Below are 18,487 nucleotides of genomic sequence, written 5' to 3' on the forward strand. Positions count from 1 at the left end.
AAAAGTCAATTCGACAGAAATTTCGTCGATAATTTTAAAAATTAAATAAAAACACAATAAAAAGAAGGAACTTGATTTGATGCGTCGAATAAAATAAAAGTGGAAAAAACATGAAAGGAGTTTATGCAGATGATCCGGGTGATGATCGCAGATGATAATCGGGAACTGATTCGCCAAGTGGAACATTTCCTGAATACTCAGGAGGATATGCATCTTGTCGCCTCTGCTCAGAATGGAGTAGAAGCACTCCACTTGTTGGAGGAGGTTCGTCCCGATGTGCTCTTATTGGATATTATTATGCCGTTGAAGGATGGCCTGGCGGTTTTAGAGTCCTTGCAGCAGATGGAAGCCCCCTTTCCAAAGGTGATCATGTTAAGTGCCTTTGGTCAGGAAGAAACAACGAAAAAAGCGGTTGACCTAGGGGTATCTTATTTTGTCTTAAAGCCGTTTGAATTTGAAACCCTTGCCAACCGGATTCGAGAGGTGATGGGTAAAGAGAACCAAATTGTAAAAAGGGATTCAGTAAAGGAGACAAACCGCTCCTACATCTCCAGAAATAACCTAGATGCCAAGATCACTTCCATCATTCATGAAATCGGAGTGCCTGCCCACATCAAAGGGTACATATATCTGAGGGAAGCCATCACCATGGTGTATCAGAATATCGAGATCTTGGGTTCGATCACAAAAGTGCTTTATCCGGAAGTGGCCAAAAAGTTTAACACAACCCCCAGCCGGGTGGAGAGGGCGATTCGTCACGCCATCGAAGTGGCTTGGCAACGGGGAAACATGGATTCGATTTCCAAATATTTCGGGTATACCGTGAGCAATACCAAAGCAAAGCCGACCAATTCCGAGTTCATCGCCATGGTGGCGGATAAGCTGCGGATTGAGGATAAAGTGGGCTCTGTTTGATTTTCCGATTCCTCGCCACGGTGGCGGGATAAGTTGTGGATCGAGCACAAGGTGTCGTAAGCCAAGCGGAACAAGCAATTTCAGGCTTTTGGCTCGTCTGATCCGAGACCGACTATTTTTTTAAATCGATAAATCATAAAAAGGACTGCCGATGAACTGCCCCTATTTATTGGTTTGCAGCCAAACCGACGAATAGGGGTGTTTTCTCTGCAATAATGTAAGGAACATTTACGTTTTCTTCATTTAATAAAAAGGGGTGAGCATACATGGACGATTTGTTTGAACGTCATAGACAATTTTGGGGACCATTTTTTAGTGCTGAAAAAGATCCAATCAAGGCGAAAATGGCAAACTGAACGTGCAAAACTTGAGTATTTTAAAATAAACTTTTCTATTGAAAACTATCCGAAAGTAATGTAAAATACGATTAAGGAAACCGCTTACCTAAAATATATGTAGGTATTTTATGGTTTGACTCAGACTTTTTTATGTTCTATAAGGTAAGCGCTTACCTTTTTGCTTGGGGGTGGTACTTGGTGTTGTCCGCATTGCAAGGTGGCTGACAGCTTAACGCAACTATGCGGTATGGTATGAGGGAGGAGAGCGCATGACGGAAGAGGCCAATGTTTTGCTGAAACTTACCAACGTCAGCAAAAGTTTTTCCGGCGTTCCGGTGCTAAAACACGTAGATTTGGAGATACGGTCGGGAGAGGTGCACGTACTCTTGGGAGAAAACGGGGCGGGCAAGTCCACCCTGATCAAGATCGTGACCGGTGCCTATGCCATGGACGAAGGCGAGATGTGCTGGGAAGGCAGGAAAGTGGAGATTCGCCGTCCGTCCGATGCTATTGAGCTCGGGATTGCCACAATTTATCAGGAGCTAAATCTGATTCCGGAGTTGACGGTGTATGAAAACATCTTTCTCGGTCGGGAGATCAAGAACAAGGGCAAGTATTCACTGTTGAATCGGAAAGCGATGAAACAAAAAGCGGCGGAAGTGCTGAAGCGGCTCGGTCAGGAGATCACTCCCGACGCCAAGGTTTCATCGCTGGGCATCGGCAAGCAGCAATTAGTGGAAATTGCGAAAGCGCTTACGATCAACGCGAAGCTGATCATCATGGACGAGCCCACGGCATGTCTCAGCGCTTCCGAAGCGGAGCAGCTGTTGAAAACGATTGACGAGCTGCGCAAACAGGGAATTGCCGTTATCTATATTTCCCATCGGCTGGAAGAGATCAAAAAAATCGGCGATCGCGTCTCGATCCTGCGGGACGGCCGAAAGATCGATACGCTGCCGATAAAGGAAACCAGCTCGGACAAGATGATCCAGATGATGGTGGGCCGCACGCTGGAAGACAAGTACCCGAAAGAATCGTTCGAGCGGGGTCGTGAAGGGCTCAGAGTGGAGCGTCTCCGTCTCAAAGGAAGAGCAAAAGAGATTAACTTCACCGCCTACCAGGGCGAGATTCTCGGCATTTCAGGACTAGTCGGCGCAGGGCGGACGGAGTTGGCGAGAGCCATTTTCGGGGCGGATCCGGTGGAGTCGGGGGACATCTACGTCTTCGACCAAAAAGTGGACATCAAGTCTCCACAGGACGCGGTTCGTGCGGGACTGACGCTGATCACAGAGGACCGCAAAGGGGAAGGCCTGATTCTCGATCAGACGCTGGAATTCAACATGACCATTGCCAGCCTGCCCAAGTTCAAAACAGGGCTGTTTTTGGAGCGCAATCGGTTGAAGTCTGTATCGCAGGACTACGTGCGGGAGCTGCAGATTCGGCCTACCGACATCAGCAAGCACGCGCGGAAACTGAGTGGCGGAAACCAGCAGAAAGTGGTGATTGCCAAATGGCTTTCCACTGACGCCAAAGTGTTCATCTTTGACGAACCGACGCGGGGAATCGATGTTGGGGCTAAGGTGGAAGTGTACCGCCTGATCAACTATCTGGTGAAGAACGGGGCGGTGGTCATCATCATCTCTTCCGAGTTGCCGGAAATTCTGGGGATTTGCGACCGGATTTTGGTCATGCACGAGGGAGGGATTACCGCAGATTTGGCCAGAGATCAGGCTGATCAGGAGATAATTATGAAAGCGGCTACAGGGGGGTTGTAAGATGTCCGATCTGGCTATCGAAAAAGAAACAAAGGAAACGAGCGATTCCAGGAGTATGTTCAGGGAAGCTCTGAGCAAATTCGGCGCACTGATTGGCCTCGTGTTGCTGTGCGTGACGCTGACGATCCTGTCCGACAAGTTCTTCACCCTAAACAACATCATGAACATCGCCCGCCAGTCGTCCATCAACGCGCTTTTGGCGTTGGGAATGCTGTTGCCCATTCTGACGGCGGGTATTGACTTGTCGGTCGGGTCGGTTTTGGCACTGGCCATTATGCTCATGGGGATCGTCACGGTGAATTGGGGAGCGAGTCCGTTGATCGGAATTCTTGTCTGCCTCGTAATCGGTGCGCTGTGCGGATGGTTGAACGGCATCATGCTGACGAAGCTGCGACTGCCTCATCCGTTCATTTCCACTCTGGGCATGATGAACGTGGCCCGCGGGCTAGCACTGATCGTTACCGGAGCGGCTCCGATCGCAGGCTTTCCCTACGCCATCCAGTACGTGGGTAGCGAGTTCATTGGACCGTTTCCGGTCAGTTTTCTGCTCGTCATTCTGATGTACGTGGCATTTCATCTCTTTTTGACCCGCACAGCGACCGGACGGTATATCTACGCCATCGGTGGCAACAAGGAAGCTGCACGACTCTCAGGAATCAACGTGGATAAAGTCCTCGTCATCGTCTACACCATCAGCGGACTGATGGCCGGTTTGGCTGGGTTGGTGATGGTGGGCCGTGTCAACTCCGCGTTTCCGCTTGCCGGGGTCTCGTACGAGCTGGACGCGATCGCAGCGGTGATTATCGGCGGAGCCAGCTTTTTCGGCGGAGTCGGCACCGTCTGGGGAACCTTGATAGGTGCTATGATCATCGCCGTGTTGCGCAACGGATTGAACCTGTTGAACGTGTCGGCTGATTTCCAAATAGCTGTCATCGGTCTGGTCATCATCGCAGCGGTGTATGTGGACGTGGTGCGCCAGCGGTCGATCCAGAAACAGTGAATTCATTGTGGCAGGAGGACATTCCATGAAAGAACAGATTCGTTGTGCAGTTCTCGGATTGGGAAGGTTGGGCTATTGGCACGCGGAGAACCTGGCGACACGCATCAAGGGAGCACATCTGCAATGCGTTGTGGATCTGCAGCCGGGCAAGGCGGAACTAGTAGCGAGAGAGCTGGGAGTGGGGAAGTGGACGACGGATCCGCTTGCCGTCTTTGAAGATCCGGCCATTGAAGCTGTGATAATCGCCACGCCTACGAGTACGCACGCGGAGATGGTGAAGCGGGCGGCAAAGAGCAAAAAGCATGTGTTTGTAGAAAAGCCCCTCACCCACGATCTGCAGGAAGCGGATGAAGTGATTCATGACATCCAGGAAAGCGGCGTGTTCTGCCAAGTCGGGTTTATGCGGCGGTTCGACCCGGCTTACGCGGAAGCGAAACGGCGGGTGCTCGCTGGGGATATTGGCCAGCCGATCTACTTCAAGGCGATCTCCCGTGATCCGGGTTCGCCTCCGCCCGAGTTCATAAAAGCGAGCGGCGGTATTTTCCTCGACATGTCGATTCACGACTACGACATCGCCCGGTTTTTGATGGGGGCAGAGGTAGCGTCAGTGTCTGCGTTCGGAAGCGTGTTAGCCCACCCGTTTATGAAGGAGTTGGGCGACGCCGACCAGACGATTACGTACCTCTCGTTTGATTCGGGGGCGGCAGGGGACATCGAAGCGAGCCGGAACGCTTTTTACGGTTACGACATCCGCGGCGAGATCGTTGGAACGGAGGGAACCATCATGATCGGGTCGCTTCGCTACCACGATGTCACCCTGCTAACGTCCAAGGGGAGCCTACATGACATCGTGCCAGCGTTTCCGGAGCGGTTCAAGGATTCCTACCAGCTGGAAATGGCTCACTTCATCGACTGTGTGAGAAGAGGGGAACGTCCGTCGGTTACCGAATGGGATGGCAAAGCGGCTCTGGAGATCGCAGTCGCGGCAAAAACGTCGTTTGAAACTGGACAACAGGTGTTCGTCAAGCATTTGTAGCCCCAAAGGTAAAGCTGCCTAAAAGCCTACTGGTGATTGACAGGATAGTTTCACCGGTAGAAGGTAAGCGCTTAATCTTCTTGCCGGTGTCAAAAGTATTTGTTAAGGAGGAGGGTTTTCTATGAAGAAAAAAGCGTTTGCATTATCAGTCGCAGTTAGTCTGGTTTTTTCCGCCCTGGCGGGGTGCGGAAGCCCGTCCGTTCAGCCGAACAATGCGGGAGGCGATGAGGCAACCAAAGAAGGCAAGCCGAAGGTTGTTGTCGTGTTGAAAACGCTGAGCAGCCAGTATTGGAAGTTTGTGGAGGCTGGGGCGAAAAAAGCGTTTCAAGATTTCGGTGTCGATGGTACGGTTATCGGACCAGCTTCAGAATCCCAGATCATGGAGCAGGTGAACATGCTGGAGGACGCCCTCAGCCAAAACCCGAGCGCACTGGTCGTCGCACCGACCCAACCCTCGACGGCCATCCCGGTCTTTCAAAAGTACAAGGAAAAGAAGATCCCCGTGCTGTTGATCGATACGGACGCTGAGTGGCCGGATAAGACGACGTTTATCGGGACCGACAACCTGACCGCCGGGAAAAAGGCCGGAGAGCTTCTCTCGTCCATGCTGAAGCCGGGCGATAAAGTGGCTCTGTTGGCTGGAGCGCTGGGCAACCCGGCGATGGACGCGCGAGTTAAAGGAGCGAGAGAAGTGCTGGAGTCGAAGCGTATGGTAGTCGTTGCGGAACAGCCAGCCGACAGCGACAAGGCCAAAGCGATGGCGGTGATGGAAAACATCCTGCAGACCAATCCCGATCTCAAAGGCGTCTACTCCTCCAACGATGACATGGCCATCGGAGCTCTCAGGGCACTTAAGGCCAAGGGAATGAACATCCCGGTCATCGGCACCGACGGCACGATCGAAGCGGTAGAGGCGATCATCGCCGGAGATCTCGTAGGATCGATTGCACAAAGCCCCTACGATATGGGCTACAAAGGCGTCGAAAATGCCTTGAAAGCGATCAAGGGTGAGAAAGTCGAAAAGCGGATCGACAGTGGCGTCGACGTGATCACTAAGGAGAACGCACAGAAGAAGCTGGAATTCCTCAAGAGCATTTTGCAATAAACATAGCTGGCAAAAAGCCGGGGCGGGGGCGCGGGTCGAACGCGCCCAAGCGTTACCCGGCCGTCTGAAAGGAGCAACTGACATGGACAAAGTAAAAATCGGCATCATCGGCGCTGGACGAATCGGCAAACTGCACGCCGAAAACCTGCGCTTTAACACGCGCGTGGAGATCAAGTCGATTTCCGACCTTTACGCGCAAGCCGTGGCGGAATGGGCATCCGGCATCGGCATCGGCCGAGTGACGGACGATTACGGCGACATCCTGCGCGACCCCGAAATCGACGCGGTGTTCATCTGCTCGTCCACCAACACCCACGTCCCGATCATTCTGGAGGCGGCCAAGTCCGGCAAGCACATCTTCTGCGAAAAGCCGATCAGCTTTGACATTGCCCAAACCAAGCAGGCACTGGAAGTTGTGAAAGCGGCAGGCGTGAAATTCCAGACTGGGTTTAACCGACGGTTCGATCCCAATTTCAAACGTGTTCGCGAGATCGTTCAAGCAGGAAAGATTGGCGATCCCCATGTGGTGAAAATCACCTCGCGAGACCCGGACCCGCCTTCCAGAGAGTACATTAAAGTGTCGGGCGGCATGTTCATTGACATGACGATTCACGACTTTGACATGGCCCGATACTTGACAGGAACAGACGTGGAAGAGGTGTATGTCACGGGAGCAGTACTGGTTGACCCGGTCTTCGCCGAATGTGGCGACGTGGACACGGCCGTCATAACACTGAAGTTTGCCAACGGTGCGATCGGCGTGATCGACAACAGCCGCCAAGCGATGTACGGGTACGACCAGCGGGTTGAAGTATTCGGTTCCAAAGGATGCGTGACGGTGCAAAACGAATTTCCCAACTCCGCGGAAGTGAGCACGAAAGAAGGAGTATACCGGGACAATCCCAAGCATTTCTTCCTGGAACGATACCGCGAGGCGTACATTGAGGAGACTAACGCCTTTGTCGATTGCCTGTTGCATGACAAAGAGACGCCTGTTGACGGCAACGACGGTCTGCAAGCCGAGCTGATCGCCCACGCCGCCAAGAAGTCGCTTGCCGAAGGCAGACCGGTGAAATTGGCGGAAATCGAATTGGAAGTATAAGTTCGCAAAGGGAAGGTGATGGAGATGAAAACGGTTCGCTTGACCATGGCACAGGCGCTCGTCAAGTTCCTGGACAATCAGTACGTCAGCATCGACGGCCGGGAACACAAGTTCATCAAAGGCGTCATGGGAATTTTCGGTCATGGCAACGTGACCGGGCTGGGCGAAGCCCTGGAGTACCATCGGGGCGGTCTTGCGTTCATCCAGGGGAAAAACGAGCAGGGCATGGCTCACGCGGCGATGGCCTACGCAAAGCAAAAAAACAGGCTGGAGATCTTCGCCTGCACCTCCTCCATCGGCCCGGGCGCGCTGAACATGGTTACGGCTGCGGCCACGGCGACGGTAAACAGGATTCCGGTGTTATTTTTGCCGGGAGACACTTTTGCCTCCCGTCAGCCCGATCCCGTGCTGCAGCAGATCGAAGATCCGTCCGACTACACGGTGACGGCCAACGACGTGTTTAAGCCGATATCCCGGTACTGGGACCGCATTGCCCGTCCGGAACAGCTGATGACCGCCGCCCTGCACGCGATGCGTGTGCTCACCGATCCGGCGGAGACGGGAACGGTGACGCTCTGCCTGCCCCAGGACGTGCAGTGCGAAGCCTACGACTATCCTGTCGAGTTTTTCGAGAAACGGGTCCATTACATCGAAAGACGCACTCCCACCCGCGAGGCGCTCAGCCGGGCCGTCGAGCTCATTTTCCGCAAGAAAAAGCCGCTGATCATCGCAGGCGGCGGAGTGCATTACTCGCTCGCCACCCGAGAGCTGATCGACTTCGCCGAGACCTTCGGGATTCCGGTGACCGAGACGCAGGCAGGCAAAAGTGCGTTGCCGTGGGACCATCCGCTCAACGCGGGCGGGGTCGGGGTGTTGGGCTCGCTCGCAGCCAACCTGCTGGCGAAGGAAGCGGACCTGGTGATCGCCGTCGGTACCCGGCTGAGCGACTTCACCACTGCGTCGAAAACCGCTTTCGCAAATCCGGACGTGGAATTTTTGAACATCAACGTTAGTCCGCTGGACGCCATCAAGATGAATGGCCAGGCGCTGCTCGCCGATGCAAGGGAGGCGCTTGTTGCCCTGAAAGAGGCGCTTCAGGCGAAAGGGTACCAAACCGGCTACGAGCAGGGGCGGATCTGCGAGCTGAATGAACAGTGGAAGCGCGAAGTGGATCGCCTGTATGCGCAGGAACTGCCGCATGGTCTTTCCCAGACACGGGTGCTGGGCGAGATCAACTCGTTCATCGGCGAAACAGACATCATCGTTTGCGCAGCGGGTGGTCTCCCTGGCGACCTACAACGCCTGTGGAGGTGCAAGCAACCGAAAACCTACCACCTGGAATACGGCTTTTCTTGCATGGGCTACGAGGTGTCCGGTGCGTTTGGAGTGAAATTGGCGGAACCGGACCGGGAGGTTTACGCCCTGGTGGGAGACGGCAGCTATCTGATGCTACATTCCGAACTCGTCACCAGCATACAGGAAGGGCGGAAAATCACTGTTCTCCTGTTTGACAACCACGGATTCCAGTGTATCCACAACCTGCAGCGGGCCCACGGAAGTGAAGGCTTCGGGAACGAATTCCGCTACCGTACGGCGGAAACCGGCCGGCTGACGGGAGAGTACCTGTCGATCGACTTTGCCGCCCACGCCCGCAGCATGGGGGCCAAAGCCTATACCGCCCGCACGGTCGAGGAACTCAGGGAGGCTTTGCAACAAGCGAAGCAAGAAAGCGTCACGACACTGATCGACATCAAGGTGGTCCCGGGGACGAACAGCGACGGCTACGAGTCGTGGTGGCGGGTTGGCGTGTCCGAAGTGTCGGCGAGCGACAAGGTAAGGGCGGCGTATGCGGAGATGAAACAGAAAGTGGAGACGGCCAGACAATTGTGAGCCCCGAAAGAAAATTTTTTCACAAAGTGGGTAAGCGCTTAATCTAAACGGGATGGGAGTTAGAGAGATGAAGATTGGAAACATCGCATTCGGGATCCATCCGATCAACTGGGTCGGAGAAGATGTGCGGGAACACGGCGAGCATTACACCTACCAGCAGGTGATGGACGAGATCGCTTCCCTAGGCTTCAGCGGTACAGAGATGAGTCGGAAGTTTCCATCCGATCCCGAGGTGTTGAAGCGGGAACTTAGTTCGCGGGGGCTTGTGCTCACCTCGCAGTGGAAGTCGGTGCTGTTTTCCGATCCGGCACGCCTCTTGGAAGAGTTGCGGGCGTACCGGGAGCACGCCCAGTTTTTGCGGGAGATGGGGTGCAAGGTGATCAGCACGGCGGAAGTGGGAGGGTCACTGCACTGGGATCCTCGTCGCACCCCGTACGAAAAAGAAGTGGACCGTCTCGATGACGAAGGTTGGAAGCATTTGGTGGAAGGCTTGAACCAGGCCGGTGAAATCTGCCGGGAATACGGGATGTACTTGGTTTACCATCACCACGGCGGGACCGTTGTCGAGCGGTCGGAGGAGATCGACCGCCTGATGGACATGACCGACACAGAGCTGGTCTTCCTGCTGTACGATACGGGACACGCGTATTACGGGGGGAGCGACCCGCTGGCCCTGCTGAAGAAACATTTCCACCGGATCAAATATGTGCACTTGAAAGATGTCCGGCAGGATGTGCTGGATCGCGCGAGACAAGAGGGAGCGGACTTTTTGACCGCGGTGCGTCGGGGTGTATTCACCGTTCCTGGCGACGGCTGCATCGACTTTGCGCCGATCCTCCGCGAACTTCTGGAACGGGATTGGCAGGGATGGGCGTTGATCGAGGCGGAACAAGACCCCTCGTTGGCCAACCCCTATGAGTACGCCCAAAAGACAAAAGCGTACATCGAGCAAACCGTTCGGGACCTTCGTGCGGAAGCTGGGCTGAAGAAGTAAATATAAGGAAAAAGGAAGGAGAGACCGCCATGGCTGATCTGATCGTACGAAGCCGGCCTGTACCGGATGAAGAGGGCAACGTGCTGACCATCACCCCCGAGTTGGCGGGTTGGGAGTACGTCGGTTTTGAGGTCTACAGGCTAAGACGGGGGCAACGCCTGCATAGGGAGACAGGCGAGCGGGAAACCTGTCTCGTGCTGTTGAGCGGCAAGGCCAACGTCACGGCAGGGAGGCAAACGTGGACTAACATTGGCAAGCGGATGGACGTGTTTGAAAAAATTCCTCCTTATTCCGTCTACGTCCCGTCCGGGGATTGCTATGAAGTGGAGGCACTCACCGATCTGGAGCTGGCCGTCTGCTCGGCACCGGGGAAAGGCAGTTATCCCGCCAGGCTAATCGCGCCGGAAGAGATAGGCGTGGAAATCCGCGGAGCGGATAACATGGAGCGGCTGATTCACAACATTCTGCCGGAGTCCAAGCCGGCCGACAGTTTGCTCATCGTCGAAGTGTTCACGCCGGAGGGGCATTGGTCGAGCTATCCGCCGCACAAGCACGACCAGGATCGGCTGCCGCACGAGTCGTACCTGGAAGAGACCTACTACTACCGGATGCGTTCAGCGCACGGCTTTGCCGTCCAGCGAGTCTACACGGACGACCGGTCTCTGGACGAAACCATGACGGTGAAAAACGGCGATGCCGTGCTCGTTCCCCGCGGATACCACCCGGTGTCGGCGCCTCCGGGGTACGAGGTCTACTACCTGAACGTGATGGCCGGTCCGGTTCGTACCTGGAAGTTTCACAACGATCCCGAACACGAGTGGCTATTTGAGAAGATGAAGAGATAGGGGGAAGACCATGCGTTTGTCATTTGACCAGGCGAAACCGCTGGACTTCATCGCGGTCGGTCGGTTGTGCATCGATCTCAACGCCAACGAAACCAATCGGCCGATGGAAGAGACGGTGACGTTTACGAAGTACGTCGGCGGCTCTCCCGCCAACATCGCCATCGGCATGGCCCGGTTGGGCATGAAGACGGGGTTCATCGGCCGGGTGGCGGACGACCAGATGGGCCGGTTTATTGTTCAGTACCTCAAGAAAAACGGGATTGACACGACCTCTGTCGTCACCGACAAATCGGGCAGCGTGACGGGACTCACATTCACCGAGATCAAAAGTCCAACAGACTGCAGCATCCTGATGTACCGGGACAACGTGGCCGACTTGAAGCTGGAACCGAACGACGTGAGCGAAGGTTATGTGAAGCAGGCGAAAGCGTTGCTCATCTCCGGCACGGCGCTGGCCAAAAGCCCGTCGCGCGAGGCGGTGTTTGTGGCTCTCCACTACGCGCGCAAGCACAACGTGACCGTGTTTTTCGACTTGGACTACCGACCATATACATGGACTTCGCCGGAGGAGACGGCGGTCTACTACCGCCTGGCCGCGGAGAAGTGCGATGTGATCATCGGGACTCGGGAAGAGTTTGACATGGTGGAGCGCTTCGGCGTCGGCGACACTCCACAGCGTGATGACTACGTGACGGCCCGTATGTGGTTTGACCATCACGCTAAGATCGTCGTGATCAAACACGGGCAGGATGGTTCCATCTCCTATACCAAAGACGGCGGACGGTACGAGGGTACCGTCTTTCCGGCCAACGTGGTGAAGACCTTCGGAGCCGGGGATTCTTATGCGTCTGCCTTTATCTACGGGTTGATGCAGGGTTGGGAGATCGAGCGCTGCATGGAGTTCGGCAGCGCTTCCGCCGCCATCGTGATCTCCAGTCACAGTTGCTCCGATGCGATGCCGACCGCCGAGCAAATTCACAAATACATCGAGAGGTGCAAGAAGGGAGAGGGTGTGCAATGACCAAAACGACAAGCGTGGCGAGACTGAAAAACTTCATTGGAGGCGAGTGGGTGGATTCGCTTTCGGCCAAAGCGGAATCGGTTCCCAACCCGGCGACGGAAGAGATCCTCGCGTACGTGCCGATTTCCATCCGTGAAGATCTGGATCGTGCAGTGAAAGCGGCCAAAGAGGCCTTCAAAACCTGGAGCAAGACCCCCGTTCCGAGGCGGGCCCGCATCTTGTTCAAATTTCAACAGCTCCTTGTGGAACACTGGGAGGAGTTGGCCCGGCTCATCACGATGGAGAACGGCAAGAGCTACAAGGAAGCGTACGGCGAAGTGCAGCGTGGCATCGAGTGCGTTGAGTTCGCCGCCGGGGTGCCCACGCTGATGATGGGGCGGCAATTGCCGGACATCGCGACTAACCTGGAATCGGGCATGTACCGCTACCCGATCGGTGTGGTGGGCGGCATCACTCCGTTCAACTTTCCGATGATGGTGCCCTGCTGGATGTTCCCGCTTGCCATCGCTTGTGGAAACACGTTTGTGCTGAAGCCATCCGAGCGTACGCCGCTGTTGACCAATCGTCTGGCGGAGCTCTTTACCGAAGCGGGGCTGCCGGCCGGGGTGTTGAACGTGGTGCACGGAGGCCGTGACGTGGTCAACGGCCTGTTGGAACATCCCGACGTCAAAGCGATCTCGTTCGTCGGCTCGCAACCGGTCGGCGAGTACGTGTACAGGACGGCAGCAGCCCACGGCAAACGGGTGCAAGCGCTCACCGGAGCAAAAAACCACACGATCGTCATGCCTGACGCCGATTTGGCCCTCGCCATAAGGGAGATCATCAACGCCGCGTTCGGCTCGGCGGGCGAGCGCTGTATGGCCTGCTCCGTCGTGGTGGCAGTCGGCGGGATCGGCGATGAGTTGGTGGAGAAGCTGGTGAAAGCCGCCGACGAAATCAATTTGGGCAACGGTCTGGAGGATGATGTATTCCTTGGACCGGTCATCCGCGACGGCCACAAGGAGAGAACTGTGAAGTACATCGAACTTGGTGAGCGGGAAGGGGCTCTTTTGGTCCGCGATGGGCGCAAAGACGCAGCCACGTGCGAAAAAGGGTACTTCATCGGGCCAACCATCTTCGACAACGTCACACCGGAGATGACCATCTGGAAGGATGAAATCTTCGCCCCGGTGCTGTCGATCGTGCGAGTCGACACCCTGGACGATGCCATCGAACTGGCCAACAAGTCGCAGTTTGCCAACGGTGCCTGCATCTTTACAAAAGACGGAAGCAACGCCCGCTATTTTCGCGAAAACATCGACGCCGGCATGCTGGGCGTCAACCTCGGGGTCCCCGCTCCGATGGCGTTCTTCCCGTTCTCCGGTTGGAAGAACTCGTTTTACGGCGATTTACACGCCAACGGCCACGACGGCGTGGAGTTCTACACCCGTAAAAAAATGGTGACAGCGCGCTGGTAACGCACGTCATGTTGTTTCGGGGATCACGCCCATGGCTTCTTTTCCATGACGATACCCTTAAGAAGGAGGATGCCACCATGCCCCTGGTCTCTTTGAAAGACATGCTTCTTAAGGCGGCAGATGAAAGGTACGCCGTCGGCCATTTTAACGTGAATAACCTGGAATTCGCCCAGGCCATCCTGCAAGCGGCCGAGGAGGAGCGTTCACCGGTGATTCTCGCGGTCAGCGAGGGGTATTTGCCGTACCTGGGCGGCGTCCGTTGCGCGGCTGCGATGATCCGGGCCCTGATCGAGGAGTACGGAATCACCGTACCGGTGGCGATCCACCTCGATCACGGGGGCTCGTTTGCCGTCTGCGTGAAGGCGATGTACGCCGGATTTACCTCCGTCATGATCGACGGGTCGCAACACCCGCTGGAGACGAACATCGCCGTGACCAAACGAGTCGTGGAAGCTGCCAGGGCTCTTGGCGTTTCGGTCGAAGCCGAGCTGGGGCGGATCGGGGGCCGGGAGGATAACCTCGTCGTCGACGAGGCAGCTGCGATGTTTGCCGTGCCCGCCGAGTGCGAGCGATTTGTTCGGGAGACAGGGGTGGACTGTTTGGCTCCCGCGCTTGGGTCGGTCCACGGTCCGTACCGGGGTAAACCCAACCTGCAGTTTGACCGTATGGGAGAAATTCGCAGGCTCACCGGGGTGCCGCTCGTTCTGCACGGCGGAACGGGACTGCCGCCGAGCGATATCCGCCGGGCCATCTCGCACGGGACGGCCAAGATCAACGTGAACACAGAGAACCAACAGGCCTTCACCGCCACGGTACGCAACGTGCTCGCTGAGCGGCCGGACGAATACGACCCCAGGCGCTATTTGGGGCCGGCCAGAGAAACGGTGAAGCAGGCGGTCAGAGCCAAGATGCGCGAGTTTGGCTGTTCCGGCCGGGCGTAACTCAGCAAAAATACAGAAGGAGGGAGACATGAAACCGACCATTTACGATATGGAAAATGAGGCGGGCGTGTCCATTACCACCGTGTCCAAGGGGCTGAACCGCACGGGATGCATCAGCGACCCTTCTATAGCAAAAGAGCGTCGACGACTTTATCATCGCCGCGGGATTCAAAAGCAAAACGCTGTTGAAGCAACTGGTTCAGGACAAGTTTCCGCTGGCGCTCGTCGCCTACGACATCCCTGAAATGGCGATGTAAAGTGTGGCGGTAGGCGACTTTTCGAGGGGCCGGATGGCATTTCGTGATGTGGCAAATCGCCGTTCCGCATCACAAGGAAGGGCCGTCGGGCATTCCGTGGGCGGGTCAGTTTGTGGTATTCTCTTCCTAGATGACAAAAAAAATCCCTCCACAATCCCACTCGTTTAGGGGGAAGGGAAATGTTGGAGTAAGTCAAACCGGATCGAGGGAATAACAATGAAACCGACCATATACGATGTGGCCCGGATCGCGAGCGTATCCATCGCCACCGTATCCAAGGTAATCAACGGCAAAGGCAACATCAGTGACAAAACGAGACAAAAAGTTCTGAACGTGATGAAAGAGCTGCAATATCAACCCAACGTGCTTGCTTCCGCTTTGACAGGCAAGCGGACGTATACCATTGGTCTGTTGCTTCCGGACATTTCCAACCCGTTTTTTGCGGAGATCGCACGAGCGGTGGAAGACCGGGGGGGAGAGTTGGGCTTCAACGTGATGATATGCAGCACCGATAATAACGATGCGAAGGTTGAGAAGTATATTTCACTGCTCCGCCAAAAAAGCGTGGACGGTATTATCATCGGTACCGGGGTACAGGACCAAGAAATCTTGGCATCGATCGCGACGGAAGGATTTCCTCTTGCGCTCATCGCCAGGGATATGCCTTCGCTGGCGGTAGATACCGTATTGGTGGACGATTTTGTCGGAGGGTATCTGGCCACGAAGCACTTGTTGGATCTGGGGCACAGGCGCATCGCCGTCGTGACGGAAAATCTGAAAGTATCGTCCAGCCGCGATCGTTTGCGTGGGTACCGTCAAGCCCTTGAAGACAAGGGGATTTGTTATGATGAAACACTCATCAAAACAACGGACTTCAGCATTGCAGACGGAAAGAAAAAGGCATTGGAACTATTTGAAGCAGAGCTTCTGCCAACGGCCGTCTTCGCTTGCAACGACCTCTTGGCCATCGGCGTAATGCAAGCGGCGAAAGAACGGGGGCTGCGGGTTCCTGCGGACCTTTCGGTGGTTGGTTTTGACAACACGATCCTGGCCACCATTACCGACCCGATGCTCACCACGGTCGCCCAGCCTATCGAGCATATGGGCAAACAGGTGGTCGACCTGCTGGTTCAACAAATGACTCAGGAACCTCGGACCAAACAGCGAGTGATTCTGCGTCCCGAATTAATCATTCGCAATTCTACCAATGTGCCAAAAGCCTGACCGTTCCTGCGAGAACCTGCCACCGGTCAGCTGGTTCGGGCACGGGTGGAAGTGGTCAATCCGGAATCCCGCTCTCACAACCATCTATGTGAAGGCCGTGATATATAAATATTTCCAGAACTATATAAAATCGGGAAACGGAATGGGAAGGCTGGTCTGTTTGACGGATTCTTGTTTTGTCACTTTTCTCAAGATGAGATCTTACGTACGTATTAAACCGGAGCTCCGAGAATGGCATTTGCCGTCGTGAGACTATCGAGCGGGTGCTTTATCCGGAAGTAACCAAAAAGTTTAACACAACCCCCAGCTGGGTGGAGAGGGCGATTCGTCACGCCATCGAAGTGGCTTGGCAACGGGGAAACATGGATTCGATTTCCAAATATTTCGGGTATACCGTGAGCAATACCAAAGCAAAGCCGACCAATTCCGAGTTCATCGCCATGGTGGCGGATAAGCTGCGGATTGAGGATAAAGTGGGCTCTGTTTGATTTTCCGATGCGAACAATTTCTAACCTATCCTCTCATTTTTTCGAAGCCCATGAACTCATGGGCTTTTTTTTAAGCATAGGTAGAAGGAATTGGCACATACTAAGGTTAGGTTTTTGTTTGTAGTTTAAACGCTTGTCTGCTCCTGTATCCGCTATTTTGATGGAAAAGCAACGGAAAAACGATGGGATGAAGAAAGAGAAATGATCGGGAAGATTGTGGTCGATTCGATAACCAAACGACTCCTCCAGAGAATAAACTCCTCTTCAATCGCAGTGCTAAATCACGCTGACTTAGATGAATTAGCCGCATATCAATTAAAAAGGAAAAGACCCATTGCGGTCATCAATTTTAAACCCACCCTGTCAGGGAAATTCCCTGCCAAAGGAGGGGTGATCCTCCTTGAAGCAGGAATTCCCGTTTTTGATTGTCTCGAACATCAGGAATATTTCCCCTTACTAAAGGATGGAATGCAGGTATCCATATCAAGCGGAAGGTCCCTAACGATGAGGGTTGAGGATCTCCATCTGACCCTTCCTTTACGAATGGTGACGTTAACGGAAGCGGAAACAAAATGGAAAGAAGGGACGAAGAATTTAGATCAGACCTTCCTCCCCTTTGCTAAAAATACGCTTTATTATGCAATGCAAGAAATAAAGGACTTTGCCAAGCCGCTTCCTCCCCTTTCCTTAACCATTCGGATGGAAGGAAGGCCGGTGATCATCGTGGTACGGGGGAAAGGGGCTACGGAAGAACTTCAATTCCTTCTCCCTATGGTGAGAAAGATGAATCCTGTTTTCATCGGCGTGGACGGAGGGGCAGATCTCCTCCTTCAACAAAGAGTCATTCCCGACATCGTCATCGGGGATATGGATAGCATCACTGATCTTGCTTTGCAAAAGGGGAGAGAGCGAATTCTCCATGCCTACATGAACGGCTTTGCACCGGGAAAAAACCGCTTAGAGGAACTCAATTATCCGTACCATCTTCTCCCCTATAAAGGGATGAGTGAGGATATCGCTCTGCTTCTGGCTTATCAGCATGGCGCTTCCTCCATTTACTTGGTGGGTTCCCATTCCCATATGCTTGATTTTTTGGAAAAAGGGAGGATGGGAATGGGAAGCACCGTTCTCACTCGTATGAAAGTTGGACATCTTCTCATCGACATGAAAGGGCTCTATCCGCTCCTTCATCAGAGAAAAAACCGGAAGAAGTTTCAACTCTTGCTCGCCTTCACTTCTCTTCCTCTTCTGTTTCTCCTCTTGGCTGCAGGATTCCAATTGCCCTTAAGCAGCATTTGGCATGACCTTACCGCTTGGTTCCTTCAGGTTCTATCTGCCTCTTCATCTTCCTAATCCGGTTTATGCCTTTAAATGCCTAAACCAAGGATATGCTTATACTTTACAAAAAAAGGGAGAGTCAGCGATTCATGATATCGGTTGTCATTCCCGCCTACAACGAGGTGGAAATTCTCCCGCAAACGCTCTCGAGCCTTGAGGGCATCCCGTTCTGGGATGAGCTTTTGGTTATTGATGATGGGAGCACGGACGGAACCCGATTTCTTTCCCTCCCTCCAAAGGGAAGATGGCTCCGCCATGAGAAAAATTTAGGGAAAGGAAAGGCGTTGGAAACGGGGTTAAAAGAGGCGAAGGGAGAGCTTCTTCTCCTCCTGGATGCTGATTTAGGGAAAAGTGCAATGTATGCGAAACAACTGATTTCCCCCATTTTGCATGATAAGGCAGATGTAACGATCGCCAAATGGCCGTCTAAAGGGAAGGACTCCGGGTTTGGAGTGGTCAAAGGGGTGGCAAAATGGGGGATTTATGCTTTAACCCGTCACATGCTGGACGAACCCTTATCCGGCCAACGATGTTACCATCGGCGGGTTCTCCCTTATTTAACCTTTAAAGGAGCAGGTTTTGGGATCGAAGTTTCCATGGATATCGATTTACTGCGAGCCGAGGCCAGATTAGCCTGGATTGAGCTCCCATTTACGCACCGGGGGAGGGGCAGGGGGATCGACGGATTCTGGCACAGAGGGAAGCAAGGGATCCATATTCTAAAAACCTTAATTCAACACGCAAATGAAGAAAAATAGAGG

Annotated in this window: 15 protein-coding genes and 2 pseudogenes; all 17 read left to right on the top strand. The window is 54.2% G+C overall.

The window, feature by feature from the left end; genetic code table 11:
- Positions 1 to 123 precede the first annotated feature (123 nt).
- The 17 genes and pseudogenes from spo0A to THEAE_RS0107470 all read left to right on the top strand — a co-directional run bounded on the left by spo0A (position 124) and on the right by THEAE_RS0107470 (position 18,484).
- Positions 124 to 915, top strand: a complete 792-nt coding sequence (gene spo0A, locus THEAE_RS0107385) for a sporulation transcription factor Spo0A (RefSeq protein WP_028987020.1) — start codon at positions 124 to 126, stop codon at positions 913 to 915.
- A 673-nt stretch (positions 916 to 1,588) separates the two neighbouring features.
- On the top strand, positions 1,589 to 3,028 hold the full coding sequence (locus THEAE_RS0107395; protein WP_245605536.1) for a sugar ABC transporter ATP-binding protein: 1,440 nt from the start codon (positions 1,589 to 1,591) through the stop codon (positions 3,026 to 3,028).
- Position 3,029: 1 nt separating this feature from the next.
- Entirely contained in the window at positions 3,030 to 4,028 is a 999-nt protein-coding gene (locus THEAE_RS0107400) for an ABC transporter permease (RefSeq protein WP_039944332.1), read from the top strand.
- A 25-nt stretch (positions 4,029 to 4,053) separates the two neighbouring features.
- Positions 4,054 to 5,064, top strand: a complete 1,011-nt coding sequence (iolG, locus tag THEAE_RS0107405; RefSeq protein ID WP_028987023.1) for an inositol 2-dehydrogenase — start codon at positions 4,054 to 4,056, stop codon at positions 5,062 to 5,064.
- Positions 5,065 to 5,185: 121 nt separating this feature from the next.
- Positions 5,186 to 6,169 carry a sugar ABC transporter substrate-binding protein gene (locus THEAE_RS0107410; RefSeq protein WP_028987024.1) on the top strand — a complete coding sequence of 328 codons (984 nt, stop codon included), beginning with the start codon at positions 5,186 to 5,188 and terminating at the stop codon, positions 6,167 to 6,169.
- Positions 6,170 to 6,251: 82 nt separating this feature from the next.
- Positions 6,252 to 7,271, top strand: a complete 1,020-nt coding sequence (gene iolG, locus THEAE_RS0107415) for an inositol 2-dehydrogenase (protein ID WP_028987025.1) — start codon at positions 6,252 to 6,254, stop codon at positions 7,269 to 7,271.
- A 24-nt stretch (positions 7,272 to 7,295) separates the two neighbouring features.
- Positions 7,296 to 9,161 (top strand): 3D-(3,5/4)-trihydroxycyclohexane-1,2-dione acylhydrolase (decyclizing), encoded by a 1,866-nt coding sequence (gene iolD, locus THEAE_RS0107420; RefSeq protein ID WP_028987026.1) that lies wholly within the window; start codon positions 7,296 to 7,298, stop codon positions 9,159 to 9,161.
- A gap of 52 nt (positions 9,162 to 9,213) precedes the next feature.
- Positions 9,214 to 10,155, top strand: a complete 942-nt coding sequence (gene iolE, locus THEAE_RS0107425) for a myo-inosose-2 dehydratase (protein ID WP_245605537.1) — start codon at positions 9,214 to 9,216, stop codon at positions 10,153 to 10,155.
- Positions 10,156 to 10,184: 29 nt separating this feature from the next.
- Positions 10,185 to 11,000, top strand: coding sequence for a 5-deoxy-glucuronate isomerase (gene iolB, locus THEAE_RS0107430; RefSeq protein ID WP_028987028.1), 816 nt, complete (start codon positions 10,185 to 10,187; stop codon positions 10,998 to 11,000).
- 10 nt (positions 11,001 to 11,010) lie between these two features.
- Positions 11,011 to 12,021 carry a 5-dehydro-2-deoxygluconokinase gene (iolC, locus tag THEAE_RS0107435; RefSeq protein WP_028987029.1) on the top strand — a complete coding sequence of 337 codons (1,011 nt, stop codon included), beginning with the start codon at positions 11,011 to 11,013 and terminating at the stop codon, positions 12,019 to 12,021.
- Complete coding sequence (locus tag THEAE_RS0107440) at positions 12,018 to 13,478, top strand: CoA-acylating methylmalonate-semialdehyde dehydrogenase (protein ID WP_028987030.1); 1,461 nt, start codon at positions 12,018 to 12,020, stop codon at positions 13,476 to 13,478. The genes iolC and THEAE_RS0107440 overlap by 4 nt, the downstream gene beginning before the upstream one ends.
- A 77-nt stretch (positions 13,479 to 13,555) precedes the next feature.
- Positions 13,556 to 14,419 (top strand): class II fructose-1,6-bisphosphate aldolase, encoded by an 864-nt coding sequence (gene fba / locus THEAE_RS0107445; RefSeq protein ID WP_028987031.1) that lies wholly within the window; start codon positions 13,556 to 13,558, stop codon positions 14,417 to 14,419.
- 28 nt (positions 14,420 to 14,447) lie between these two features.
- Positions 14,448 to 14,555 (top strand): annotated as a pseudogene (locus tag THEAE_RS23520) (LacI family transcriptional regulator); the annotation flags it as partial.
- Between the two features lie 337 nt (positions 14,556 to 14,892).
- The gene (locus tag THEAE_RS0107455) at positions 14,893 to 15,900 is read left to right on the top strand and encodes a LacI family DNA-binding transcriptional regulator (RefSeq protein WP_028987033.1); all 1,008 of its coding nucleotides are present in this window, start codon (positions 14,893 to 14,895) and stop codon (positions 15,898 to 15,900) included.
- Positions 15,901 to 16,151: 251 nt separating this feature from the next.
- Positions 16,152 to 16,388, top strand: a pseudogene (locus THEAE_RS0107460) (sporulation initiation factor Spo0A C-terminal domain-containing protein); the annotation flags it as partial.
- A gap of 201 nt (positions 16,389 to 16,589) precedes the next feature.
- On the top strand, positions 16,590 to 17,741 hold the full coding sequence (gene steA / locus THEAE_RS0107465; protein ID WP_028987035.1) for a putative cytokinetic ring protein SteA: 1,152 nt from the start codon (positions 16,590 to 16,592) through the stop codon (positions 17,739 to 17,741).
- A 74-nt stretch (positions 17,742 to 17,815) separates the two neighbouring features.
- Positions 17,816 to 18,484, top strand: coding sequence for a glycosyltransferase family 2 protein (locus THEAE_RS0107470; RefSeq protein ID WP_028987036.1), 669 nt, complete (start codon positions 17,816 to 17,818; stop codon positions 18,482 to 18,484).
- The last annotated feature ends 3 nt before the right edge of the window (positions 18,485 to 18,487 follow it).

Source organism: Thermicanus aegyptius DSM 12793 (assembly GCF_000510645.1).
Classification (GTDB): Bacteria; Bacillota; Bacilli; order Thermicanales; family Thermicanaceae; genus Thermicanus; species Thermicanus aegyptius.

Coding starts and splice junctions, on each gene's coding strand:
- spo0A (WP_028987020.1), top strand. CDS start 124: ATGCAGATGATCCGGGTGATGATCGCAGATGATAATCGGGAACTGATT.
- THEAE_RS0107400 (WP_039944332.1), top strand. CDS start 3,030: ATGTCCGATCTGGCTATCGAAAAAGAAACAAAGGAAACGAGCGATTCC.
- iolG (WP_028987023.1), top strand. CDS start 4,054: ATGAAAGAACAGATTCGTTGTGCAGTTCTCGGATTGGGAAGGTTGGGC.
- THEAE_RS0107410 (WP_028987024.1), top strand. CDS start 5,186: ATGAAGAAAAAAGCGTTTGCATTATCAGTCGCAGTTAGTCTGGTTTTT.
- iolG (WP_028987025.1), top strand. CDS start 6,252: ATGGACAAAGTAAAAATCGGCATCATCGGCGCTGGACGAATCGGCAAA.
- iolD (WP_028987026.1), top strand. CDS start 7,296: ATGAAAACGGTTCGCTTGACCATGGCACAGGCGCTCGTCAAGTTCCTG.
- iolE (WP_245605537.1), top strand. CDS start 9,214: ATGGGAGTTAGAGAGATGAAGATTGGAAACATCGCATTCGGGATCCAT.
- iolB (WP_028987028.1), top strand. CDS start 10,185: ATGGCTGATCTGATCGTACGAAGCCGGCCTGTACCGGATGAAGAGGGC.
- iolC (WP_028987029.1), top strand. CDS start 11,011: ATGCGTTTGTCATTTGACCAGGCGAAACCGCTGGACTTCATCGCGGTC.
- THEAE_RS0107440 (WP_028987030.1), top strand. CDS start 12,018: ATGACCAAAACGACAAGCGTGGCGAGACTGAAAAACTTCATTGGAGGC.
- fba (WP_028987031.1), top strand. CDS start 13,556: ATGCCCCTGGTCTCTTTGAAAGACATGCTTCTTAAGGCGGCAGATGAA.
- THEAE_RS0107455 (WP_028987033.1), top strand. CDS start 14,893: ATGAAACCGACCATATACGATGTGGCCCGGATCGCGAGCGTATCCATC.
- steA (WP_028987035.1), top strand. CDS start 16,590: ATGATCGGGAAGATTGTGGTCGATTCGATAACCAAACGACTCCTCCAG.
- THEAE_RS0107470 (WP_028987036.1), top strand. CDS start 17,816: ATGATATCGGTTGTCATTCCCGCCTACAACGAGGTGGAAATTCTCCCG.